The organism is Pseudidiomarina marina (assembly GCF_044807045.1).
Lineage (GTDB): Bacteria > Pseudomonadota > Gammaproteobacteria > Enterobacterales > Alteromonadaceae > Pseudidiomarina > Pseudidiomarina marina.
The window spans coordinates 425,483-447,002 of the sequence record NZ_CP085233.1; the positions used below are offsets into that span (position 1 = coordinate 425,483).

Sequence of the window (21,520 nt, forward strand, 5' to 3'; positions counted from 1 at the left end):
ATGATTACGGTCACCTTCGCGCAACTTCAAGAATGGATTAGCTTATTCTTATGGCCATTCTGTCGTTTTACGGGGTTATTACTGATTGCGCCTGTATTCAGCCATTCCAGCATTCCAAATCAGGTAAAACTGGGGCTAGCTCTCATATTCAGTGTCATTATCGCGCCAGTTCTGCCGCCATTACCGGATATCCCGCTATTCTCATGGGCCAGCTTTGGCATTATTGTTGAGCAAATCATCATTGGGGTGACTATCGGGCTTGTTGTTCAAGTTGTTTTCGCCGCCGTACAAGCTGCCGGTGAGTACATTGGCTTACAGATGGGTCTTGCCTTCGCTACCTTCTTTTCGCCCGACAGCGGCGCGAACACAATGATTTTGTCGCGTGTGTTCTATACCTTCGCTATCCTGATGTTTCTGGCTATTGATGGGCACTTGATCATGCTAGAAATTTTAGCGCGTTCATTTGAGTTTTTACCGATAGGTACACTCGGTTTGAATGCAGGCGCATTCGAACAAGTCGCGCGCTTTGGTCTAGTCGTATTTAGCTCGGGGATTTTACTGGCGTTACCTGTTTTCGGTGCGTTACTTATTGTGAACCTGACTCTCGGCATCTTGAACCGCTCAGCTCCACAACTTACTGTATTCTCAGTCGGTTTCCCCATGTCGCTGACGCTTGGACTGGTCTTGATGACCGTACTAACAACAGAGCTCGGAGGTTACTTGCAGCGCCTATTCCGTCTAGGCCTCGACATGGTCGAACAAGTCCTCCTCGCGATGTAAAGGGCAACTACGATATTAGCTATTGGATATTAGATATTGGATATTGGATATTAGATATTGGGAAAAGCCCAAAACAACCGCTCTAATATCTAATATCTAACGGCTAATATCGTCGTTGCGTTTAAAGGAACTTAAACAGACTCATATCTTTCATGTCTACAAACGCCTTCTGTGCCGCCTGCAAACCAACCATCCGCACACTATACTGCGATGCCGCTTCAACATAATCCAAATCAACTAGATCAGATAATGCTTGTTCGTAGGCTAATGTGCGATTACCACCAATAGTGTCCAGCGCATCAAGCTCGTTCAACCGTGCACCAACTTCGGCGCGGGTGGCTAACACATTGTCCATGCCGTTATCGAATTCACGCATTGCGGTACGTAATGTATTCACTCGCTGCGCTTTTTCAGCATCTGTGTTCGCAGCATTATCAAGTACTGAAAGTGCTTTCTCAAATGTCCGAAAGATATCCATGTTGTTATCTTGACCACGCGCCACACGCAATGTATCGCCGGTAGCTGGGGCACCTTCCAACTCAACTTCAACGCCACCTAACGTAATTGTTGTTGGATCATTGTAGTCGGTCCATGCACCGCCATTCACGCGGTACTGCATTTGCCCAGCATTATCGGCAAACTCAATATCATAGGCTTGACCGAAATCAGGATGATTCGAATCAACGATATTAATACCGTTAAATTGCATTGTTCCCTGATTGGTTAATCCCGCGTCAGCTAAGTAGCCCGCGCTGCTATGCACCGAACGGAAAATTTTGTCGCCTGAGTGACCGACCGCCATCCGACGATCACCATCAACTTGTTGTTCGCGCACATCGGGATTACCAACATAGTTGACGTTACCATTCACATCACGAACAAACGGTGCGGTATCATCTTGATAGCCACCAAATAAATAGCGGCCGTTACCGTCGCGTGTATTGCCTAAGCCAATCAATGATTCGTACAACCCACGTATCTCACTGGCAACCGAAGCTCGGTCAGCATCAGATAAGGTATCGCTGGACGCCTGAACCATCAGGGTCTTGGCGCGTGAATATATATCGTTCACTGTATTCAATACGCTTTCTTCTTGCGATAACGCATTACGGACGCCAACGCGCGCGTCGCTAAACTGACTCGATACCGCTTTCGACTGCCCAATGTTAATTGCTTGCGTCATTGCCTGCGGATCATCAGAAATGTTCACAATACGCTTACCACTGGCAATTTGTTGACCTATTTTCATAAAATCGGTTTGTTGCCGATTCATCGATGACACGCTTTGGTTATACATGGTGAGAGTACTGATTCGCATGATTTAAACTCCGCGTTGTTCGCTTAGCGCAACTGTAAAATGGTATCGAGAATGGTTGAACCGGTCTCAATCACTTTGGCATTGGCTTGGTAGAATTGTTGATAGCGGATAAGGTTAGCCGCCTCTTCATCAAGGTTTACGCCCGATTCCGACTGCTGTAATGAGGTTAATTGTTCAGTTAACCCTTCTTGAGCCGCTAAGTTCGCCTGCACGACATTAATTTGGTTACCTAAGGTGCTCACCATCGTGCCGTATGCTTGGTTGAATGTACCCTTACCTTCCACGAGCAACTGATTCTGCAAATCGAGCATGGCCAAACCATTACGGTTGTCACCGCTAGCCGTTGATTGAGCCGCTGCAAGTTGTGAACCTTCATTGAGCAATAATTCAAAACTCTGTGCTTGATTTACTAATGGCCGAACTCGGAAGCTGTCACCCGGCTCTACGGTACCCGTCATGGTGATCTCTAAACCATTAAACGTTAGCGTCCCGGTTGCACCATCAAAGGCCGCGTTCACTATCTTACCGTTATCCAAACGACGAACTTCATAACCGGTATCGGTCAATCTGATATCGTAATCGGCAGCAAGTAACTCCGTCGAATCGCTAATTTGTACGGCGGCAGTACCATTACCGGTATTACGAGCATTGCTGTAGGCAACCGCGTTACCTGCGTCAAACATTGCCTGACCCGGGTCTTGGTTTAAATCAACTCCAGCTTGATGCTGTTGATTGAATGCGTCAGTAAACACACGAACCATCTGTCCTAGCTGGTTGCGCATGGTGTCTAAGCTTTTTGATCGAAATTCCATCAAGCCGCTTAAGCTGCCTCGATTAAAGGTCGATTCTTTCAACTGAATTTGATTGCCGGCAACGTCGTTATAGAAGATCGCTGTGCGCGTTGGGTCGCCATTGTCGGTCAACGCTGATAGTTGGTAAGCGGTATCGCCCGACACTAAAGGTGAGCCATTATTCAACGACACCGTATACGAACCTGATTTCTGTTCGTGAACTCGCACATCAATCCGTTGCGATAAGTCATGCACTAACTTGTCACGTTGGTTCAACAAGCTGTTGGGCGCCTCACCTGTGCCTGACCGAGCAATCAAAATTTCTTTATTGAGGGAGCTGATTTGCCCAGTAAGTGCATTAATCGTATCCACCTCAAACTTCATCTCGGCGTTGACGCTGCTTTCAATGTCCTCGAGGTAATTATCGAATGATTTGAACTGACCGACTAACGTATTGGCTGTTCCTAATACCCCAGCGCGAGCCGCTGGATCAGAAGGACTACTGTTCATTTGGCCAAGCGCATTAAAGAATTCTTGCATAACCGGCGCTAAGCCTGAGCGCTCATCTGACAACAAGTTATCAATTTGGCGCACCTGACTATAGTAAGTTTCAAGCGATGCTAACGAGCCACTAGAAGCATTCAATCGCGTGGCAACAAATTGATTAAATTGACGTTCAACACCGTTGACTAATACACCGTTTGTGCGATTTTCACCTAGTTGTACAATCTCGCGATTGTAACCCGGAGTATTCACGTTACTGATGTTGCCACTAGTGGCATACAACCCAGTTTGAGCCGCGCGTAAACCACTTAGGCCAATTGAAAAGATACTCATGCTTGCTCCCTAATGCTACTACCTTACTTATCGGCACTAGCACGCATAACTTTATGGTTTTTTGCCTTGCTGTTGCTGCAATTGCTGTAATAGTTGTTCCGCAAGGCCAATACCTTTACCAGCAACCTCTGTGGCTAATTGTTGGTCAAACATATCGGTGTAGTTACGCATCGCCGAGCTATTAAACAGTTCTGATTCACCGCCGGCTTCGCGCATCGATTTCATCATTTGTTGAATAAATAGCGCTTCAAACTGTCGCGCCGCCTCAGCTGCCGCTTGCTCCGGCTGCGCATGACTTTGCTTCTTTAACTGACTGAGTTGCTGCACGTCTATCGCTAAACCTGCTGAAGCGACTGAGTTTGCCATTAAATAATCTCCAATTCAGCGCGTAGCGCACCAGACGCTTGCAGCGCTTGCAGAATTGCCATGAGGTCGCTCGGTGTGGCACCTAGGCTATTTAGAGCTTGCACTACTTCCATTAACTCCACGCCTTCAACCATTTGCAACGAACCTTCCTCTTGCTCAATCGCAATATCGGCAGTTTCACCCGTAATTGTCTCGCCGCCACTAAGCGCAGGTGGCTGGCTGACAAATGGACGGCGCGCAATGGTGACCGACAAGTTACCGTGAGCAACCGCAGCCTGGCGTAGGGTTACAGGGCCACTTAATACGACCGAGCCGGTGCGCGAATTAAGTACCACGCGCGGATCGGCTGCCGCCGGTTGCACATCAATATTTTCAACACGAGCCATGAACCGCACGCGGTCGTTCGCATTCTGCGGGCTTTGTAGTTCAATTGAGCCGCCATCGATTGCATTTGCAACTGAGTATCCAAACTCATTATTGATTCGGTCAACCATGTTGAGTGCTGTGGTAAAGTCCGCTTCTTTTAAATTCAACTGCAAATTCACGCGCCCCAAATCGAGCGCAACTTCACGTTCAACGGTGGCGCCATCAGTAATGCGGCCGCCAGCTTGCTGATTAATAACTGCCGATGAACCTTGTGATTCTGCACTAGCACCGTTAATCAATAAGTTACCTTGCGCCAAGGCATACACTTGACCATCAGCACCTTTCAGTGGCGTCATTAATAAAGTGCCTCCGCGTAAGCTTCGAGCGTTACCTATGGAAGAAACCACCACATCTAATTGTTGCCCAGGGCGGGCAAAGGCGGGCAAGGTTGCGGTAACCATAACCGCAGCCACATTGCGTAATTGCATATTCGTACCGGGCGGAATCGTCACACCCAACTGCGCTAGCATATTGGTCATACTTTGCCCAGTAAATGGCGCCTGCATGGTCTGGTCACCTGAGCCATCAAGACCGACAACCAAGCCATAACCAACTAAGCTGTTGCTTCGCACTCCGGCAAAATCTGCAAGATCTTTAATGCGCTCTGCCTGCGCGTTACCCATCGAGATAGTCGCTAATGCGATGAGCACAATAAACTGTCGCAACATATGAAACCCCTACTTAAAACGGCGCAATATAGTTAAAAAAGCGCTGTAACCAACCCTGCTTCTGCGCTTGGTTGATATATCCATCACCAATGTACTCAAGGCGAGCCTCTGCGACCGCACTCGAAAGAACACTGTTTTGGCCATTAATGCTGCGCGGATTAACGACACCAGAAAAGCGAATGTATTCGGTGCCTTGGTTAATCGCGATTTGCTTTTCACCGCGAACATGCAGATTGCCGTTCGGTAATACATGCATTACTTGAACGGTGATAATGCCGGAAAATTGGTTTGAGGCACTGCTACCGCCTGAACCGGTAAAATCGTTTGCGCTACCAATATTAAATCCATACTCAGCGAGCTCCTCTAAGGCATCCGGTAAGCCTTCGAGATCCATACCGATATTACTGGCACGTGACGACTGTGATGAGGCGTTTTTGGTTGCACTCACTTGTTCTTCAAGCACGATGGTAATAATGTCGCCAGAGCGACGTGGCCGCTGATCTTCGAATAACGGTATATAGCCATTTTGCGCCTGATAAATGGAACCATTTGGAACCGCTTCTGCGTTTTTCGGAATCACTACCGGGTCATAAGGTTCAACCACTACCGGTTCCGGTGGAGAACTGCTACAGCCCGCCAACACGATACCACCTGCTATAACCTTTGCCGCGCGCATCACCCGTCTACCTCGTCTCATTACAGCTGACTTAAACGCGCCAGCATTTCGTCACTGCTAGAAATTGCACGACTATTTATTTCATATGCACGCTGGGTTTGAATCATGTTGACCATTTCTTCCACCACGTTCACGTTGGAAGCTTCAACAAAACCTTGAAATAAGGTGCCCGCTCCATTCATACCTGGCAGTGATTCCGTTGGTGCACCTGAGGCTTGTGTTTCCACATACAAGTTACCGCCACGGGCTTCTAGGCCAGCGTCGTTCATAAACATAGCAAGCGTAATTTGTCCTACTTGCATGTTTTGCGTATTGCCAGGTTGGGTCACAGTAACAATACCGTCTTGACCAATTGTCACGCTCATCGCGTTTGCCGGCAGAAAAATCGCAGGCTCTAATGGAAAACCGTTGGCGGTAACCATTTGGCCATCTTGATTTACCTGAAAGCTCCCGTCGCGGGTGTAAGCAACAGAGCCGTCCGGCATCAATACTTGAAAATAACCCTTACCGCTAATTGCTAAATCACGCGAGTTCTCGGTATTGTTTAAACTACCCTGCGTGTGCAATCGTTCAGTTGCCACGGCGCGCACACCCGTACCAACCTGTAAACCGGATGGCAAACTGTCTTGCGCATTGTTCATGGCGCCTGGCTGACGCATGTTTTGGTATAACAAGTCCTCAAAAACCGCCCGCGAGCGTTTGAAACCCGAGGTATTCACGTTTGCCAAGTTATTGGTGATCACGTCCAGCTGTTGTTGCTGTGCGGTTAAACCTGTTTTGGCTGTCCATAACGCTTTAATCATAATCTTTCTCCACTTAAGCGGTGCTTAGCCTTTCACCGAGAGCAGGCTATTGGCCTGTTGCGCTGTTTCATCGGCCGTTGAAATCACACTCATGTTCAGATCATAACGACGCTGGGTATCAATCATTGCCACCATCGCTTCAATGGTATTGACGTTGCTACCCTCTAGCGCGCCAGAAACCAACTGTGCATTTTCGTCGCGCTGTAATGCCGCGCCAACTGGTGTACGAAACCAGCCATCATCACTGCGTTGCAGCTGGTTTGGCTGATCAACACGCACCAATTTAAGCCGATCTAAAGGTACTAATTCGTTGGCATCACCGCCCATGCCGATGCCGCTAATCGTACCGTCATTACCTATGGAGACTTGTGTGCCAAGCGGCAACAATATAGGTCCGCCATCACCTAAAACCGGCATGCCATTTACTTTAAGTTGACCATTAGCATCAACCTGCAAATCACCACGTTTGGTGTAAGCTTCGCCATCCGGCGTTTGCACTGCTAACCAGTTGGCTTGATCGAGTGCCACATCTAAATCACGCTCCGTTGTCTGAATAGCGCCCCCTGAGGTATCGAATAACCCAGTCGTGGTGACTGCCGCCACCCGCGTATCTAATGCGCCAGCACCATTTACCGGGACAGCTCGGGCTGCAGCAAGCTGCGCCCGAAAACCGGTCGTTGATGCATTACTCAAGTTATTCGTGACCACCGACTGTTCATCAAGAGTCTGGCGCGCCCCATTCATGGCCGTGTATAAAATGGCATCCATCACTAAGCCTCTTTAGTTAGCTTTGAATTACTTCAACTGCATCGTGGTTTGCAACGCTTCATCCTGAGCTTTAATGCTCTGTGCGTTTGCTTGATAATTACGCTGAGCAATAATCATCGATACTAACTCTTGAGTTAAATCAACGTTTGAAGCCTCTACTGCACCTGCCATTATCGAACCAAATTGGCCTTCGCCAGGTACTGATAAAATTGGAACGCCTGAGCCTTTGGTTTCAATCCAAGCATTACCGCCTACTGATTTCATGCTCTCAAGGCTTTTGAAATTAGCCAATGCAATGGTTCCCAAAACAACTTGTTGCTCATTTGAATAGGTACCAATGAGGTCACCATTTTCAGAAACCGCAACTTGCATTAGCGTGCCTGACATATAGCCGTTCTGCTCCATTGATGTGAGCTCGAACTCATTGGCGAACTGGGTTGTGCCGGTAACGTCCATAGCTATGGACATATCAGCCGCACCTTCACCTGGCACAAATGTGAAGCCATCCATGCCAGTAGCACCAGTCAGTAGGCCATTCGCATCGAAGGTAAGTTGCCCAACTTCTGGCGCAACCTCGTCGCCGCGAGACATCCGTACTTCCCACTGGTTATCGGCAGTTTTCGTGAAATACATCATGCTTGGATGAGCGTTACCTAACGAGTCATACAAGGTCACGGAATTGGCATAGGAGTAGCTATCTGGGTTCGTTGTATCAAAAGGCACCGTCCCGCGGTCGACAAGGGCTGTGCTGGTGTCTAAGTTAAAAACACCATCAAGCTCGGTTGATGCCATCGCTGGAATGCCACCAGGTGGTACACGTAAAACCTCAGGTTGACCACCGAAGTCTGCACCTTGCGGGTAACCCGTAAGCTGAGCGCCCTGTGCATTTACGATATAACCATTCTTATCAATACTTAATTGGCCATTCCGTGAATACTGCACTTGCCCTTGTTGCTCAAAGCGGAAGAAACCTTTACCGCTAATAGCTAAATCCATACTGCGATTGGTGGTTTCAATATTGCCTTCGCTGAAATCTTGAAAGACACCGGCAACGCGAGTACCCAAACCAACTTGAGCATTGGCATAGATATCTGCGAACTGAGCGCGGGCGCTCTTGAAACCAACAACCTGTGAGTTCGCAATGTTGTTACTAACGACATCGAGATTCGTGGCCGCTGCACGTAAACCTGATAATGCTTGTGAAAAACCCATGATCGAGCTCCTTAGATAATTTGCCGAATGTCTTCAAGACGAACGGGTTCTAAAATACCGCCTAAATCTAATCGCGGACCTTCTTCTGTCATACTTACCGCGATAACCTGTGCATAGTTGAAGCGCTCTGACGTGACTGGTTCGTCACCATTGGTTGCTTCAACAGTAAAGTTGTATGAGCCGGCAGGTGCTGAAGTGCCATCGTCCATTTTGCCGTCCCATGTAAATGATTGTGGACCCGAGCCGACTTCGCCCATATCCATGCGCCGCACCAGCATGCCACTGGCGTTGTAAATATTAATTTTGACGCTTTCCGCCGGCGCGTTCAGCTCAATGCCGAATGGCGTTGCGCTACCATCAACTTCATTACCCACCAAAATCCGTTCACCCGGCACTAGTACAGCACGACCAATTAACGCTGACGCCTGCATTGATTTAGCGGTTTCCATCTGCCCGTTGATGGTTTGCATGGTCTCGTTCAAAGATTCAATGCCACTCACGGTGTTAATTTGTGCCAATTGCGAGGTCATTTCGTTATTTTCCATTGGGTTCAATGGATCTTGATTGCGCAACTGAGTCACCAACAGCGTCATAAAATTGTCTCGCATTTCTTGGCTATCTGAAGCCACTTGCGAGCTATTGGCAGTTTGATTTACACGGTTTAATACACTTGCATCAATAGTACTCATGACTTACTCCCTAGCCTTTTCCAATACTGAGTGTACGCATCAGTAAATCTTTACTGGTGTTCATCACTTCAACGTTGGCTTGATAAGACCGCGAGGCAGAAATCATATTGACCATTTCAGCTACAGGGTCGACGTTTGGCATCGTTACATACCCTTGCTCATCGGCAAGCGGATGACCTGGTTGATATTCACGGCGTGCTGGTGCTTCTGATTCCACCACTTCTTTAACTTTCACACCGCCAATGCCGCTAGCTTGCAACTGTTGCTCAAAAACAACTTGCTTGGCTTTGTAGGGTTGTCCGTCTGGACCTGCCACACTATTAGCATTCGCCATATTGCTCGCCGCCACATTCATGCGCTGCGATTGCGCGGTTAGTGCCGATCCGGAAATGTCTAAGATTGAAAAGATCGCCATAATTTCGCTTCCTTATTGTTCTGGTTGCATGGCTTTACGCAGGCCACTAATGCGATCATCTAAAAACTGAATATCTGCTTGGTAACGCATCGAGTTATCTAAAAATTGTGTGCGTTCCATATCCATATCGACGGTGTTACCATCCAAGCGACTTTGTGCTGGTACTCGGTACTGCATATCAACCGTGCTGGTACTCGACGATAAAGGTAAATGGCCTGCATGCGTCGTCGCTAATTTAACCGCGCCGTGTTGCTGCGCTGTCGCTCGCTTGAGCTCTTGCGAAAAATCAAAGTCACGCGCTTTAAAGTTCGGCGTGTCCGCATTGGCAATATTGCCTGCCAAGGTTTCTTGTCGCTGTTGTCGCAACGCCAACGCCTGTTGTTGAAATTGCAACGCACTGGTTAACTTGTCGATCATCGTGCAGACCCTCCTGTTCACGTTGCAGAGTACTGCGACTTGTGTAAAGGCAAAGCAAAGAATAAGCGGTTTTTTTACCCCCAATTCTGAAGATTCCAATTGATAGAACTGTCTATAATTCGAACTGTTGTTTATTAATGTGAAGGAGAGCGTTCGTGCCGAACAGATTATGGAGCACTTTATCTGTGTGCATGCTGGCGTGGGCAACAACCTCTTTCGCCGCCTCTATTTCAGGGCAAACACTCTGGCACCAAGCTATTGCCGATCTCGTTCAAAAACATTTGCCACCAACGACAACAAAACATTCGTTTCACCTCATCACGCCAGACGTTGCTTTACAGTCATTCGAAAACTGCAAAAACGTGGCTGCAAGTTTCACCCGAGAACCGCAACGACTAGCGGGACGCACAATGGTCGAACTACGTTGCAACGATGCAAATCGACAAAACCCGTTATTTGTTCAAATTGATGTTGCAGTAACTGGAGAGTATTTGGTGGTAGCGCGAGATCTTGCTAGCAACCATACTTTGTCGCGCCAAGACATTACGATAAAGCAGGGTGACTTAAGTCAATTGCCACGGCACGCGTTACTGGCGACTTCAGCAGAAATAAGTCGTGTTGTTGGGCAGCAATTGCGCCGCTCATTAACCCGACATAGTGTCCTGCAGGAGAACCTCCTAACTCGACCAAACGTGGTCAATTATGGTGATGAGCTGATCATTGAGGCGAAGGGAAGCGGCTTTCAAATAACGCGAACGGGAGAGGCCATGGATACTGGCTCAATTGGTGATATAATTCGTGTTCGTTTAAATAACAAACAATTATTGCGTGTGGAAATAACCGCAGCCGGCCGTGCAAAGCCAGCACAGTAACTGTTAAAACTGTGCAAATAAATTTAAAGAAATTGGCGTTCGTGCCGATAACTGAACTAGCAACGCCAATAATAGCGAGGGATTTCCCGTGAAAATCAATGGTTATCAACCACCTAACAGCGTAACCCAATCAGAGTCTAGCCGTTCACAAGCGGCACAAAAATCTGATAAAACAAACGCTGGTGAGGCGAAACAAGCCGAAGTAGTTACCCACTTGAGTCAACTGCCGCAAGATGCGTCTCAGGACGTTAACATGGCACGCGTTGAAGAACTGCGCGAAGCGATTCGCGATGGGAAACTGAACATGAATACCGACAATATTGCCGAAGCATTATTGAAAAGCCTAACTGATGGTGTTTAAGCCGTTATGAGTTTACGTCAACATTTAACCGAACAAGTTGAGCGTTTAGGGCAACTGCAAGCATTGCTTGAACAGGAGCAGCGACTACTTGGCGACGGGAAAATTGATGGCGAGAAACTTAAATCGTTAGCTGAACAAAAACACGTCATTCAACAAAACATCGAATCAAGTGAAAGCAAGCGTCGCGCAGCGCAGCAAAAACTTGGGTTTAGTAATGACGCCGCAGGCGCTAGAAAGGCGGCAGAGCAAGCGAGTTGCACTGATATTTGGCAACAGTTATTAGAGCGTACGCAAAGAATTGCGCAACTGAATAGCCTCAATGGCGAACTCATTCAACACCGTTTGCATCACAATCAGCAGATGCTCAACATTCTTCGTGATGCGGCTGGCTCGGGCAGCGCAGCAATGTATGGCGCCGATGGTAGTCAAGAATCTACGCCTCAGCGCCTAAATTCAAAAGCTTAATTACTTTTCCGCTTTATTGTTAGCGAACAATCCATCCAAAATTGCAGCCAATCGCTGCGCACCTTGTTGCATGCGCTGCTCTAATAACGGCTCCCATTGCGCGGTGTAATCTTCGCCCAAATCTTGGCCTTCACGGTAGTTTGAATAGATACGGCGGGTAATCGCCGCTGATTCATTCGCCCACTTTAACGTTTTTTCTCCAGTGATTGTTATTGGCGATTCTGCAACTAAGCCATCAATAAGTTGCTTCGCTTTAGCAAAAGTATCTTCACCACCGCGACGAAGTAGCATGTCAGTATCCCACAAACGGTGTAAATTGGTTGGTTGATCAAAGTACGTTAAACGTGCACGGTTACCGCCTAAATCATCGGCGAAGCTAACGTGCATGGGTTGATGCAAGTCACCGATAAAATGCGCCAAAAACGCGAGTGCTTGCCAATCTTCCGGGTCGTGCTTCAGCACATCATAATGATGCTGTATAGCAGTTAGAATACAGCCGCCTTGAACTGGGCAATCATCTTCGCGCACTTTGGCTGCCGATCTTGGAAAGTTCACATAGTGGTGTGGTTTTGCCCAATCCCATTTTTTATCACTTTTGATGTCATCAGCCCAGCTACAGAAACTACCAAAATTGTCGTAGTTCGAGTGTTGTGCAACAAGAGCATCTATATGTTGTCGAGTTTGTGGCTGGGCGAGCTGATAGGCCGCTTCGCAAAATGCGCTATGCCCATGTTTGCCATAAGCCATTGCTGTTGATGGCATCGCTGCAATGAATACACTGACCATCACTGCACCAAAAAATTTGAAGTACATCATAAGTTTGTTGCTTCCTTAATCTTCAAAAAAAACTTCTAGTAGTTGTCCTTCAGCGCTGTCGGTAAGTACTAAAATTCGTCCCGAAGGTGCCACATAAACCGCCCGCAAGCGCGCATTAATATCTTGTAGGTATTCGCCTTCCAACTGCCACTGATCATCGACAAGACGTAATCTCTGCAGCCGCTTTCCGGCTAAATGCGTCACCAACAAATCACCTTTGTACAATGCGAGTCCTGCTGGCGCCAGTGATGGTGTCCATAGATACAGTGGCGGTTTAACACCCGGCAATTCACGAAACGGCGAAACCTTTGCACCGGTATAATCAATACCAAACGTAGCAATCGGCCAGCCATAATTCCCGCCCTTTACAATTTTATTTAACTCGTCACCGCCTTTAGGCCCGTGTTCATGCTGCCAAATGGCATCGCGCGCGGCATCGTAAATCAGCCCCTGCACATTGCGATGCCCATAGCTAAATATTTCTGGGGCCTGAGAGTGGTTGAATGGGTTGTCGTCAGGCGCTTCACCATTGCGGGTGACGCGAACAATTTTACCGAGGTGATTATCTAACTTTTGCGCCTGCTCGCGATACACAAAACCATCGCCTAACGCTATTAATAAGGTTGCGTCAGGCAGCCGAGTCATTCGAGCGCCATAGTGCGCAGCACCTTCCTTTTTAGGTAGCGCCGTAAAGATATTTTGCGTATTTAGAAGACTGTACGGCGGTTGAGGACTCAATATTCCACGCACCACGCAGGTATTATTGGCACGCTCAGTACCACACGAATAGCTCAGCACTAGTTCTCGAGTCGTCATAAAATCTGGCGCTAACAACACTTCAAACAATCCGGCTTGCGCTGCAACATAGAGATCAGGCAGATCGAGTTCTACTGCACGCTTGTTACCAGATTCACTGATAAATACAAGCTGACCCGAACGTTCGGTCACCAAAAATCCGCCTTCAGGTAATTCGGCAACAGACCAGGGAAAGTTTAATTTTTCAGCCAAAATTTCCGTGCGTAGCGTGGCTGCTTGCGTTACTGCGCTTGTCGCAATCAGTAAAACTAAACCCATCATGAGTCGTTTCATCGCGGCAACTCCTCGGCAAGTTCACGTGGTTGTGGATGCCATAATCTATCGAAAATCCAACCCGCAAAAGCACCGGTTGCACTCATCAACAAGAATCCGAGTAATGTCCGATTGGCTGCTATTAACGTCGGCATTGGCGCCAGACTATCGACGACAATGAAAGCACAAGCAAGGCCAACACCGCCACCAACAATAAACCAAATACGTTCAAATTTAGGCAAGAAATGACTGAGTCCACGCGCAACAATAAACGCAATCAATAAAGTTGGCGTTAAGATAAGCGCAATGACGGGTCCAAAATGAAGTAGATCATGAAGAATCGTCTCCATTCGGGTCGACATTTCAATATCGACCGACAGCGCGGTTAGCTCGGCAAGATTAAACTGGGTTTGAATGACGGTGCCGACCAAAGCAGCACCAACTACAGCACATAGAAAAGCGATAAACATGCGCACCATGGCATGCCTCCTGACTTAGAAGCGAACTTCCAGCCACTCGTCTTTTTGCTGGAATGTCACGCTTTGAATGGGTCCAAGACCTTCAACATTAACCAAATTTTGCTGATTTGGCCAAATATCATGCAACGCTTTGTGGCGAATCCGTAAGCCGTCTAGACCGTCTACAATAGGTGTTTCTTGATAAATCCAAAAGTTATTTCCATCAATTTCATAACCAACTTCGCTTAATTCAAGCGTGTCGCCTGTTAAAGTTTGAAGCCCAAAGCGCTCAATTACATAAGCGCTGAATTGCGCTTGTGTGCGCTTGAGTTGATGGATATCGGCTTTCTTATCAAATAATTGTTTTACAGCATGTTCAGCATCGTGCAAAAAAAATCGATGCAACACCTCGATATGGCCGGTGCGCTCATTAAATAAAACCGTTGTACTTGCAGTGTGCAGTTGATGAGCGCTGGTCGCGCTCATCAACCCTATTGCAATCACACTCAACAATGCTAAAAACAACTGACGCATTGTTGATTACTCCTTATCTTCCGACTTATCGTCTTCTGACTTTAGCTTTGTTTTCGCATCTTGCATGATGTCACGCGAGACGTGGTCTGTCGTACGCTGCCATTTATAAGCTTCAATGCGAGACTTCATAATGCGGCGAGGATAATAGTTATTTTCAATATCGACATCCGCCGTTTCCCAATTTGGATCGACAGCAAATTCAGTCACTTCTTTCTCAGTCACAATTAGCTTACTGACCGATTTCGCATTACGGCGCCAAATTTCAGCCGGAATATACATATCCTCTTTGCTGCCATCAGCATAGGTCATTTGCAACAAAATAGGCATAACCAAGCCGCCGACGTTATTAAAGTCTAAAACATAGTAGTTTTTATCTTCGGCAATGGCGCGATCAAATACACGGCGCTCCCATGGCTCTAATTTTTCGAGGAAGCTTTGATACGCATTACGTTGCTTGTTAGTAACGGTAAAACGATCGTTTTCATCATGAAAATCGCGGATATTTGGGTTCTTTTCAACCCAAGTTTTGCGACCTTCCGCTTCGTTGCGCTGCACAAACAATGAGGTTGGCTTGTTGGCTTCCTCTTGGCGACGACGTTCCCAATCAATGTCTGGGTTTTCAGTATCAAGTTGTAACTGATAGACACGATCTAAACTGATATCGACGTGATCAGTCGAGTAGAACCAGCCACGCCAGAACCAATCGAGATCAACACCAGACGCTTCTTCCATAGTACGGAAAAAGTCTGATGGCGTTGGACGTTTAAATGCCCAGCGCTGCGCGTATTCTTTGAAAGCGAAATCGAATAATTCACGACCCAAGATAACTTCGCGCAAAATGTTTAACGCTGCCGCCGGCTTGGTATACGCATTTGGCCCCAAATTTAAAACGCTATCAGATTGCGTCATAATCGGTACTTGGTTGGTCGATTTCATGTAGTCCACTATTGAACGCGGTTCTACGCCCCAAGGAATTGTCGGATCCCATTCACGTCCAGCAACACCATCTAGGAAGCTATTTAAGCCTTCATCCATCCAGGTCCACTGACGTTCATCTGAGTTCACAATCATTGGGAAATAAATATGCCCAATTTCGTGAATAACCACGCCAATTAAGAAACGTTTTTCAGACAAGCTGTACGTGCGGCTTCCATCGTCCTGTAAAACAGTACGCGGGCCGTTAAACGTGATCATTGGATATTCCATACCGCCCACTGGGCCATTGACTGACTGTGACGTTGGGTACGGGTAATCAAACGAGAAACGCGAGTAAACTTCCATGGTGTGAATCACGGATGCTGTTGAGTATTTCTCCCACAGCTCACCACCTTCTTTCGGGTAAAATGACATGGCCATAACGAGTGGCTGCACATCGCCACCTTGCTGATAACCTTGAGCATCCCAAATAAATTTACGCGACGATGCCCAAGCAAAATCACGTACGTTTTCAGCCTCAAACTTCCAGACTTTCCGTTTATCTGTACCTTCTTTCTCGTTCTCAAGCGCTTCTTCTGGCGTTACTACGAATACTGGCTTATCGGCATCTTTAGCTTCTTCAAGGCGTTTACGTTGCGTTGGGGTTAATACCGCGCGTTCATTTTTCAATACGCCTGTTGAAGACACGATATGATCAGCTGGTACATCAATTTCAACGCTGTAATCGCCGAATTCTAAGGTGAATTCACCGCTACCTAAAAACTCTTTATTGGTCCACGCTTCATAGTCCGTAAAAGCAACAACGCGCGGGAACCATTGCGCCATTAAGAAAATATCATTACCGCCTTCACGGGCATCATCTGGAAAATGCTCATAGCCTGAGCGTGCACCAACCGCATCTTCTTCAACAATGTTAAAGCCAAAATCAATTCCTAACTCGGTTTTTTGCCCTGGTTTGAGTGGGGTCGGCAAATCAACACGCATGTTGGTACCAACAATCACAAAGTCGAGATCATTATTTCCATTCGCAACTCGCTTAATGTTAAAGCCAAGCTCGTTGTCGGCCATAAATTGTTGGCGGCGTAGCTGATTCAGCGAAATACGTGCTGGTTTATCAACACCTCCCAAGCTGACATCTGGCTTGCTATTAAACGTAGCGGTGCGCTCAGCCATCGAGTCCGAACGAAAAATATTCTGATCTAAATGAACCCAGATATATTTAAGGGTATACGGCGAGTTATTGTGATATTGAATGGTTTGTTGTGCGTCGATACGGCGCTTATCTTCATCCAAACGCACTTTAATGTTGTAGTCTGCTTGCTGTTGCCAATATTTTTCACCTGGCTCACCCGCTGCGTTACGGTAGACGTTTGGGGTTGGTAACACTTCATCAAGCTGACGAAATTTATCAACGAAAGACCCTTTGGTTTGCGACACAGCCGAGGCTTCGGCTAGGTTTAACGACATAGATGCGACAAATCCCGTCGCAATCAAAATAAATGATTTTTTCATTAGTTATTCTCTATATGTAGGCGCGCACGACGTTACTTTAACAACTTCACGGTACTAGCTCCATTGCATTGACAGGTAAAATCCTGTTGTTTGTCGCTTTCTTTGGTTTTTCAAGCCTTGTCATGCCATTAAAAATAGTGCAACAATCAATCCATCTTTCGTGTTTTTGAATCTTAAAAACAAACTCGAGGAAAAATTTCGTGAAAACGAGCGCCTATGTGCTCCTGTTCCTTTTTTGGATAGGCACATTTTATGCAGCAAACATTATGGCTTTCGCGGAATTTATCAGCCTCTGGTACATGCCTGCGGGAGTTTCCATTGCCGGATTCTTAATCTTCGGTAAACGCGCTTTCATCCCTATATTTCTTGCCGTATTTTTCGTGTCTTTTCGATTCGCAGAACAATTTGAGCAAGGCTTTGACCCTGCGCATCTTGCATCGGCGACGCTCTTCGCTCTTGCTCATACTGTCCCTTATGGCCTCGGTGGATTATTAGCACGACACTGGCTAAGCCACTTTGCTCAACATGGATTGCCACAACGTATTATCGGATTACTCGTTATTTATGCACTTGCCGCGTTACTTGCTGCATTATCTGGTTTGATGGTGTGGGAATTCACGACAGAAACGAACAATGGTATTTTGGAAGAAGGTTGGTTTGCTTGGTGGCTCGGCGACTTGGTTGGGGTGATGGTTATCGCGCCATTAATGTGCCTCATTCTGCCAAGATTTTCTCGTAAACGGCTGCCATGGCTCGATGAATTCTATGCCCACGACCGTAGGCTTCGCGCTGATTTAAAACCCTTTTTATTAAAACTGATTGTCGCTGTTTCTGCAGTTATCGGAATTCTCATTCTCGACAGTAAAATAACGCATCCTGGTGTCGCCTATTTCGTATTTTTTGTCAGTATTCCACAACTTTGGATTGTATTAACTGAACGAACTTCTTATGCAACAGCCAGTTTGGTCACTATCACAGTTTTTATGGCCTTTGGTGTCGGTGTATTCGATGTTACCGATCAATCAATAACATACCAATTTGCCCTATATATCACCGCAGCCATTTCGTACTTTGCTGTATCTATTCCGGCTCTTATGCAACGCAACAATCAATTGGCCGAGCTAAGTATGCTCGACTTACTAACCGATTTACCGACCAAATGGCTATTTAAATCGTTGGTCACCCAAGTCGTGAAATCTTCTCGACCCAATCAGAATCATTGCATTGCGTTGTACAATCTGGATAACTTCAAAAAAATAAATGACGAATACGGTCAAACAACCGGCGATGAAGTACTTCGACAATCGGCGCAAATTATCAAAAATGAACTTCGCGACAGTGAACTTTTATGCCGCTGTGAGCAAGATACCTTTGTGGTGTTCCTCCCTAATTTAGATATTGAAGAGGCAACAAAACGCGCAAACGAGCTTCGCCATAAGCTCCCAGTACTCCATATCGACGATTTAATTTTACCAATACGTGGCAGCTTTGGTGTTGCCCAAGTACAATTTGGTGAAAGTATTGATAAAACCGTTGAGCGCGCAACTCGCGCTTTACAACAAGCAAAACTGGAGGGTCGCAATAAAGTCGTGGCCATCAGTTAAGAGAGCCAACTATGCAAACTATCGACATCCTTGTTGCAACCACTTCTGGCAATACCGAATATCTTGCTGATCAACTATCAACTCAACTTCAAGAAGCCGGCTACAGCACCACCCTTCATTACGAACCAGACTACTCTGATCTAATGGAAAGCCTGACTGAACAGTCGGTCTGGCTTTGCTGTGTGGCAAGCCATGGTGCCGGTGAATACGCTGATTCCATGCTTGATTTTGCAGAGGAACTGCACACTCATAAGCCCCAGCTTTCCGGCCTTCGTTACGGTGTTATTGCTGTTGGTGATAGCTGCTACGATACATTCTGCGCCGCAGGTCGTGATTGTGACGCCATGCTAGCAATTTTAGGTGCAAAGCGACTGATCACACACCTAGAAATTGATATGTCACAAGACGATCCGGACGAAAAATCATCAACATGGCTGCATTCTTTTATCCAATTACTGTGAATAGTCGTTGTATAAGATCGGTTAAAGTCTGTTTATATCCACTTAATAATTCTGTGAATAACTTCATCTGTGTATAACTCACTAGGTTATCCACCGTTTGAACACCGAAAGGATCATGATCTGATCACATCTTTACCGATCGTTCTGATCCTTGCCTCATATAGCGTTGCGATGGTTATCCACAAAAATCTCAACACTAATAAGAATAGAAATAAAAGATCAAAAAAAAAGATCTTAATTTATTAATTAGATCCTTTACCAATTCGGGACTAAAATTTAACCGTTTTGATCTTGACTAAATCAGGTTAAAATAACCGGCTACGTTCTACATTCACGCAGAGTTAATTCTAGGATCGCAAAGTATGCCAAACACCTCTTCTTACCATCAGCATTATGACGTAATCGTCATTGGTGGTGGACATGCAGGCACAGAAGCAGCGCTTGCCGCAGCTCGTATGGGCTGTAATACGCTGTTACTGACACACAACATTGACACACTGGGTCAAATGTCGTGTAACCCAGCTATTGGTGGTATTGGTAAAGGGCATTTGGTTAAAGAGATTGATGCACTTGGCGGTGCAATGGCACATGCAGCGGATCTCGCTGGTATTCAATTTCGTACATTAAATTCCTCAAAAGGTCCTGCCGTTCGTGCCACACGAGCTCAAGCCGATCGTGCGTTATACAAAGCGGCCATTCGGCATATGTTAGAAAACCAACCCAACTTGAGTTTGTTTCAGCAAGCTTGTGATGATCTGATCGTCGAAAACGATCGCGTGGTTGGTGTTGTTACCCAAATGGGATTGAAATTCTCTGCAAAAACCGTCGTATTAACTGTTGGAACCTTCCTTGGTGGTCAAATTCATATTGGTTTGAACAATTATCAAGGTGGTCGTGCTGGCGATCCTCCTGCCAACAACTTGGCGAAGCGGTTACGAGAATTACCGTTACGAGTGGATCGTTTAAAAACCGGCACACCACCGCGTATCGATGCTAAAACTGTTGATTTCAGTGTCATGCAAGAACAACCCGGTGATACCCCAACACCAATATTTTCATTTATGGGATCACAAGCTGATCATCCGCAGCAAATTTCGTGTTACATCACACACACCAATTTGCGCACACATGAAATTATTCATGGCGGTTTAGATCGTTCACCAATGTATTCAGGTGTTATTGAAGGCGTAGGGCCTCGCTATTGTCCATCAATTGAAGACAAAGTAATGCGCTTTAGCGATAAAGATGCCCACCAAATTTTCGTTGAACCTGAAGGTTTAAATACCAATGAACTTTATCCAAATGGTATTTCAACTAGTCTGCCATTTGATGTGCAAGTGGCTCTTGTGCGTTCAATAAAAGGTTTTGAAAATGCTCACATTACGCGCCCTGGTTATGCCATTGAGTATGACTATTTTGACCCGCGGGATTTGAAGCAAACACTCGAAACCAAGCATATTCATGGTTTATTTTTCGCCGGCCAAATTAATGGCACAACCGGTTATGAAGAAGCGGGTGCTCAAGGCCTTGTGGCAGGTGCAAATGCCGCACTGCAAGTACAGGATAAAGAGGGTTGGGCACCGCGGCGCGACCAATCATACATGGGCGTATTGATCGATGATCTAAGTACGTTAGGCACACAAGAGCCTTATCGTATGTTCACTTCACGCGCTGAATATCGTTTGTTATTGCGTGAAGACAATGCCGATATGCGGCTAACGGAAACCGGTCGTCAGCTTGGTTTAGTTGACGATACACGATGGGCTACATTCAACGCTAAGATGGAAGCCATCGAACAAGAACAGCAACGTTTGCGAACCACTTGGATCCACAAAGATCATCCAGCTGTGGCACAAGTCAATGCGTTAGTAAAAACACCAATTACCCGTGAAGTGAATGGTGAAGAACTCCTGCGTCGACCAGAAATTACCTATGCCGACTTAATGAAAATTGAGAGTATAGGACCAGGCTTAACTGATGAAAAAGCGGCCGAGCAAGTTGAAATTCAAACCAAGTACGCGGGCTATATTGCGCGTCAGCAAGATGAAATAGCGAAGCAGCAACGTCATGAAAATACACAGTTGCCGCATAATTTTGATTACGCGACTATCAAAGGATTGTCCAATGAAGTGGTTGCGAAGCTAAATCAACATCAACCTGAAACAGTGGGCAAAGCATCGCGAATTTCAGGTATTACCCCGGCAGCTATTTCGATGTTGTTGGTACACTTAAAAAAACAAGGACTGTTGCGTAAAAGCGCTTAACTC

The 21,520-nt window shown here is 46.5% G+C and carries 23 protein-coding genes; 7 read left to right on the forward strand and 16 right to left on the reverse strand.

Annotated elements, in window-relative coordinates:
- Nucleotides 1-780 carry a flagellar biosynthetic protein FliR gene (fliR, locus tag LG272_RS02060; protein WP_126759834.1) on the forward strand — a complete coding sequence of 260 codons (780 nt, stop codon included), beginning with the start codon at nucleotides 1-3 and terminating at the stop codon, nucleotides 778-780.
- A gap of 121 nt (nucleotides 781-901) precedes the next feature.
- On the opposite strand, the gene flgL is transcribed toward fliR, so the two are convergent.
- The 11 genes from flgL to flgB are packed head-to-tail and all read right to left on the reverse strand — an operon-like array spanning nucleotide 902 to nucleotide 10,166.
- Complete coding sequence (gene flgL / locus LG272_RS02065) at nucleotides 902-2,098, reverse strand: flagellar hook-associated protein FlgL (RefSeq protein WP_404409321.1); 1,197 nt, start codon at nucleotides 2,096-2,098, stop codon at nucleotides 902-904.
- Nucleotides 2,099-2,121: 23 nt separating this feature from the next.
- Complete coding sequence (flgK, locus tag LG272_RS02070) at nucleotides 2,122-3,726, reverse strand: flagellar hook-associated protein FlgK (protein WP_404409323.1); 1,605 nt, start codon at nucleotides 3,724-3,726, stop codon at nucleotides 2,122-2,124.
- Between the two features lie 51 nt (nucleotides 3,727-3,777).
- On the reverse strand, nucleotides 3,778-4,092 hold the full coding sequence (locus LG272_RS02075; RefSeq protein WP_404409325.1) for a rod-binding protein: 315 nt from the start codon (nucleotides 4,090-4,092) through the stop codon (nucleotides 3,778-3,780).
- Complete coding sequence (locus LG272_RS02080; RefSeq protein WP_126759838.1) at nucleotides 4,092-5,186, reverse strand: flagellar basal body P-ring protein FlgI; 1,095 nt, start codon at nucleotides 5,184-5,186, stop codon at nucleotides 4,092-4,094. The genes LG272_RS02075 and LG272_RS02080 overlap by 1 nt, the downstream gene beginning before the upstream one ends.
- Nucleotides 5,187-5,199: 13 nt before the next feature.
- The gene (locus LG272_RS02085; RefSeq protein ID WP_404409327.1) at nucleotides 5,200-5,862 is read right to left on the reverse strand and encodes a flagellar basal body L-ring protein FlgH; all 663 of its coding nucleotides are present in this window, start codon (nucleotides 5,860-5,862) and stop codon (nucleotides 5,200-5,202) included.
- Nucleotides 5,863-5,882: 20 nt separating this feature from the next.
- Nucleotides 5,883-6,665, reverse strand: coding sequence for a flagellar basal-body rod protein FlgG (flgG, locus tag LG272_RS02090; protein WP_156267994.1), 783 nt, complete (start codon nucleotides 6,663-6,665; stop codon nucleotides 5,883-5,885).
- A 24-nt stretch (nucleotides 6,666-6,689) separates the two neighbouring features.
- Nucleotides 6,690-7,433, reverse strand: coding sequence for a flagellar basal-body rod protein FlgF (gene flgF / locus LG272_RS02095; protein WP_126759841.1), 744 nt, complete (start codon nucleotides 7,431-7,433; stop codon nucleotides 6,690-6,692).
- Between the two features lie 27 nt (nucleotides 7,434-7,460).
- The gene (gene flgE, locus LG272_RS02100; RefSeq protein ID WP_404409330.1) at nucleotides 7,461-8,645 is read right to left on the reverse strand and encodes a flagellar hook protein FlgE; all 1,185 of its coding nucleotides are present in this window, start codon (nucleotides 8,643-8,645) and stop codon (nucleotides 7,461-7,463) included.
- A gap of 11 nt (nucleotides 8,646-8,656) precedes the next feature.
- Nucleotides 8,657-9,334 (reverse strand): flagellar hook assembly protein FlgD, encoded by a 678-nt coding sequence (locus tag LG272_RS02105; protein ID WP_126759843.1) that lies wholly within the window; start codon nucleotides 9,332-9,334, stop codon nucleotides 8,657-8,659.
- A gap of 10 nt (nucleotides 9,335-9,344) precedes the next feature.
- Nucleotides 9,345-9,749 carry a flagellar basal body rod protein FlgC gene (flgC, locus tag LG272_RS02110; RefSeq protein WP_126759844.1) on the reverse strand — a complete coding sequence of 135 codons (405 nt, stop codon included), beginning with the start codon at nucleotides 9,747-9,749 and terminating at the stop codon, nucleotides 9,345-9,347.
- Between the two features lie 12 nt (nucleotides 9,750-9,761).
- Nucleotides 9,762-10,166, reverse strand: coding sequence for a flagellar basal body rod protein FlgB (flgB, locus tag LG272_RS02115; RefSeq protein ID WP_126759845.1), 405 nt, complete (start codon nucleotides 10,164-10,166; stop codon nucleotides 9,762-9,764).
- 155 nt (nucleotides 10,167-10,321) lie between these two features.
- Between flgB and flgA the strand changes: the two genes are divergently transcribed.
- From flgA to LG272_RS02130, 3 genes are all read left to right on the forward strand, one after another.
- A complete protein-coding gene (flgA, locus tag LG272_RS02120) occupies nucleotides 10,322-11,038 on the forward strand; it encodes a flagellar basal body P-ring formation chaperone FlgA (protein ID WP_126759846.1) in 717 nt (238 codons plus the stop codon).
- 88 nt (nucleotides 11,039-11,126) lie between these two features.
- Nucleotides 11,127-11,399: a flagellar biosynthesis anti-sigma factor FlgM gene (gene flgM / locus LG272_RS02125; RefSeq protein ID WP_126759847.1), complete on the forward strand. Its 273-nt coding sequence runs from the start codon at nucleotides 11,127-11,129 to the stop codon at nucleotides 11,397-11,399.
- A gap of 6 nt (nucleotides 11,400-11,405) precedes the next feature.
- Nucleotides 11,406-11,864, forward strand: coding sequence for a flagella synthesis protein FlgN (locus LG272_RS02130; protein ID WP_126759848.1), 459 nt, complete (start codon nucleotides 11,406-11,408; stop codon nucleotides 11,862-11,864).
- Here LG272_RS02130 and LG272_RS02135 read toward each other — a convergent pair whose 3' ends face one another.
- Genes LG272_RS02135 through LG272_RS02155 form a run of 5 tightly spaced genes read right to left on the reverse strand, consistent with a single transcriptional unit; the run spans nucleotide 11,865 to nucleotide 17,188 of the window.
- Entirely contained in the window at nucleotides 11,865-12,680 is an 816-nt protein-coding gene (locus LG272_RS02135; RefSeq protein ID WP_404409333.1) for a S1/P1 nuclease, read from the reverse strand. It abuts the gene before it with no gap.
- Between the two features lie 15 nt (nucleotides 12,681-12,695).
- Nucleotides 12,696-13,769, reverse strand: a complete 1,074-nt coding sequence (locus LG272_RS02140; protein ID WP_404409335.1) for a PQQ-dependent sugar dehydrogenase — start codon at nucleotides 13,767-13,769, stop codon at nucleotides 12,696-12,698.
- A complete protein-coding gene (locus tag LG272_RS02145) occupies nucleotides 13,766-14,227 on the reverse strand; it encodes a hypothetical protein (protein WP_126759851.1) in 462 nt (153 codons plus the stop codon). Before LG272_RS02145 ends, LG272_RS02140 begins: the two co-directional genes overlap by 4 nt.
- A 15-nt stretch (nucleotides 14,228-14,242) precedes the next feature.
- On the reverse strand, nucleotides 14,243-14,740 hold the full coding sequence (locus LG272_RS02150; protein ID WP_126759852.1) for a DUF6702 family protein: 498 nt from the start codon (nucleotides 14,738-14,740) through the stop codon (nucleotides 14,243-14,245).
- 6 nt (nucleotides 14,741-14,746) lie between these two features.
- Nucleotides 14,747-17,188, reverse strand: coding sequence for a M1 family metallopeptidase (locus tag LG272_RS02155; RefSeq protein ID WP_126759853.1), 2,442 nt, complete (start codon nucleotides 17,186-17,188; stop codon nucleotides 14,747-14,749).
- A gap of 200 nt (nucleotides 17,189-17,388) precedes the next feature.
- Between LG272_RS02155 and LG272_RS02160 the strand changes: the two genes are divergently transcribed.
- From LG272_RS02160 to mnmG, 3 genes are all read left to right on the forward strand, one after another.
- Nucleotides 17,389-18,792 (forward strand): diguanylate cyclase domain-containing protein, encoded by a 1,404-nt coding sequence (locus LG272_RS02160; RefSeq protein ID WP_404409338.1) that lies wholly within the window; start codon nucleotides 17,389-17,391, stop codon nucleotides 18,790-18,792.
- Nucleotides 18,793-18,803: 11 nt separating this feature from the next.
- Nucleotides 18,804-19,253 (forward strand): flavodoxin domain-containing protein, encoded by a 450-nt coding sequence (locus LG272_RS02165; protein WP_404409340.1) that lies wholly within the window; start codon nucleotides 18,804-18,806, stop codon nucleotides 19,251-19,253.
- A gap of 362 nt (nucleotides 19,254-19,615) precedes the next feature.
- Nucleotides 19,616-21,517 (forward strand): tRNA uridine-5-carboxymethylaminomethyl(34) synthesis enzyme MnmG, encoded by a 1,902-nt coding sequence (gene mnmG / locus LG272_RS02170; protein ID WP_404409342.1) that lies wholly within the window; start codon nucleotides 19,616-19,618, stop codon nucleotides 21,515-21,517.
- Nucleotides 21,518-21,520: the final 3 nt, after the last annotated feature.

Bases quoted from the DNA above. Each gene is read 5' to 3' on its own strand.
- fliR (WP_126759834.1), top strand. From the start codon at position 1: ATGATTACGGTCACCTTCGCGCAACTTCAAGAATGGATTAGCTTATTC.
- flgL (WP_404409321.1), bottom strand. From the start codon at position 2,098: ATGCGAATCAGTACTCTCACCATGTATAACCAAAGCGTGTCATCGATG.
- flgK (WP_404409323.1), bottom strand. From the start codon at position 3,726: ATGAGTATCTTTTCAATTGGCCTAAGTGGTTTACGCGCGGCTCAAACT.
- LG272_RS02075 (WP_404409325.1), bottom strand. From the start codon at position 4,092: ATGGCAAACTCAGTCGCTTCAGCAGGTTTAGCGATAGACGTGCAGCAA.
- LG272_RS02080 (WP_126759838.1), bottom strand. From the start codon at position 5,186: ATGTTGCGACAGTTTATTGTGCTCATCGCATTAGCGACTATCTCGATG.
- LG272_RS02085 (WP_404409327.1), bottom strand. From the start codon at position 5,862: ATGCGCGCGGCAAAGGTTATAGCAGGTGGTATCGTGTTGGCGGGCTGT.
- flgG (WP_156267994.1), bottom strand. From the start codon at position 6,665: ATGATTAAAGCGTTATGGACAGCCAAAACAGGTTTAACCGCACAGCAA.
- flgF (WP_126759841.1), bottom strand. From the start codon at position 7,433: ATGGATGCCATTTTATACACGGCCATGAATGGGGCGCGCCAGACTCTT.
- flgE (WP_404409330.1), bottom strand. From the start codon at position 8,645: ATGGGTTTTTCACAAGCATTATCAGGTTTACGTGCAGCGGCCACGAAT.
- LG272_RS02105 (WP_126759843.1), bottom strand. From the start codon at position 9,334: ATGAGTACTATTGATGCAAGTGTATTAAACCGTGTAAATCAAACTGCC.
- flgC (WP_126759844.1), bottom strand. From the start codon at position 9,749: ATGGCGATCTTTTCAATCTTAGACATTTCCGGATCGGCACTAACCGCG.
- flgB (WP_126759845.1), bottom strand. From the start codon at position 10,166: ATGATCGACAAGTTAACCAGTGCGTTGCAATTTCAACAACAGGCGTTG.
- LG272_RS02130 (WP_126759848.1), top strand. From the start codon at position 11,406: ATGAGTTTACGTCAACATTTAACCGAACAAGTTGAGCGTTTAGGGCAA.
- LG272_RS02135 (WP_404409333.1), bottom strand. From the start codon at position 12,680: ATGATGTACTTCAAATTTTTTGGTGCAGTGATGGTCAGTGTATTCATT.
- LG272_RS02140 (WP_404409335.1), bottom strand. From the start codon at position 13,769: ATGAAACGACTCATGATGGGTTTAGTTTTACTGATTGCGACAAGCGCA.
- LG272_RS02145 (WP_126759851.1), bottom strand. From the start codon at position 14,227: ATGGTGCGCATGTTTATCGCTTTTCTATGTGCTGTAGTTGGTGCTGCT.
- LG272_RS02150 (WP_126759852.1), bottom strand. From the start codon at position 14,740: ATGCGTCAGTTGTTTTTAGCATTGTTGAGTGTGATTGCAATAGGGTTG.
- LG272_RS02155 (WP_126759853.1), bottom strand. From the start codon at position 17,188: ATGAAAAAATCATTTATTTTGATTGCGACGGGATTTGTCGCATCTATG.
- LG272_RS02165 (WP_404409340.1), top strand. From the start codon at position 18,804: ATGCAAACTATCGACATCCTTGTTGCAACCACTTCTGGCAATACCGAA.
- mnmG (WP_404409342.1), top strand. From the start codon at position 19,616: ATGCCAAACACCTCTTCTTACCATCAGCATTATGACGTAATCGTCATT.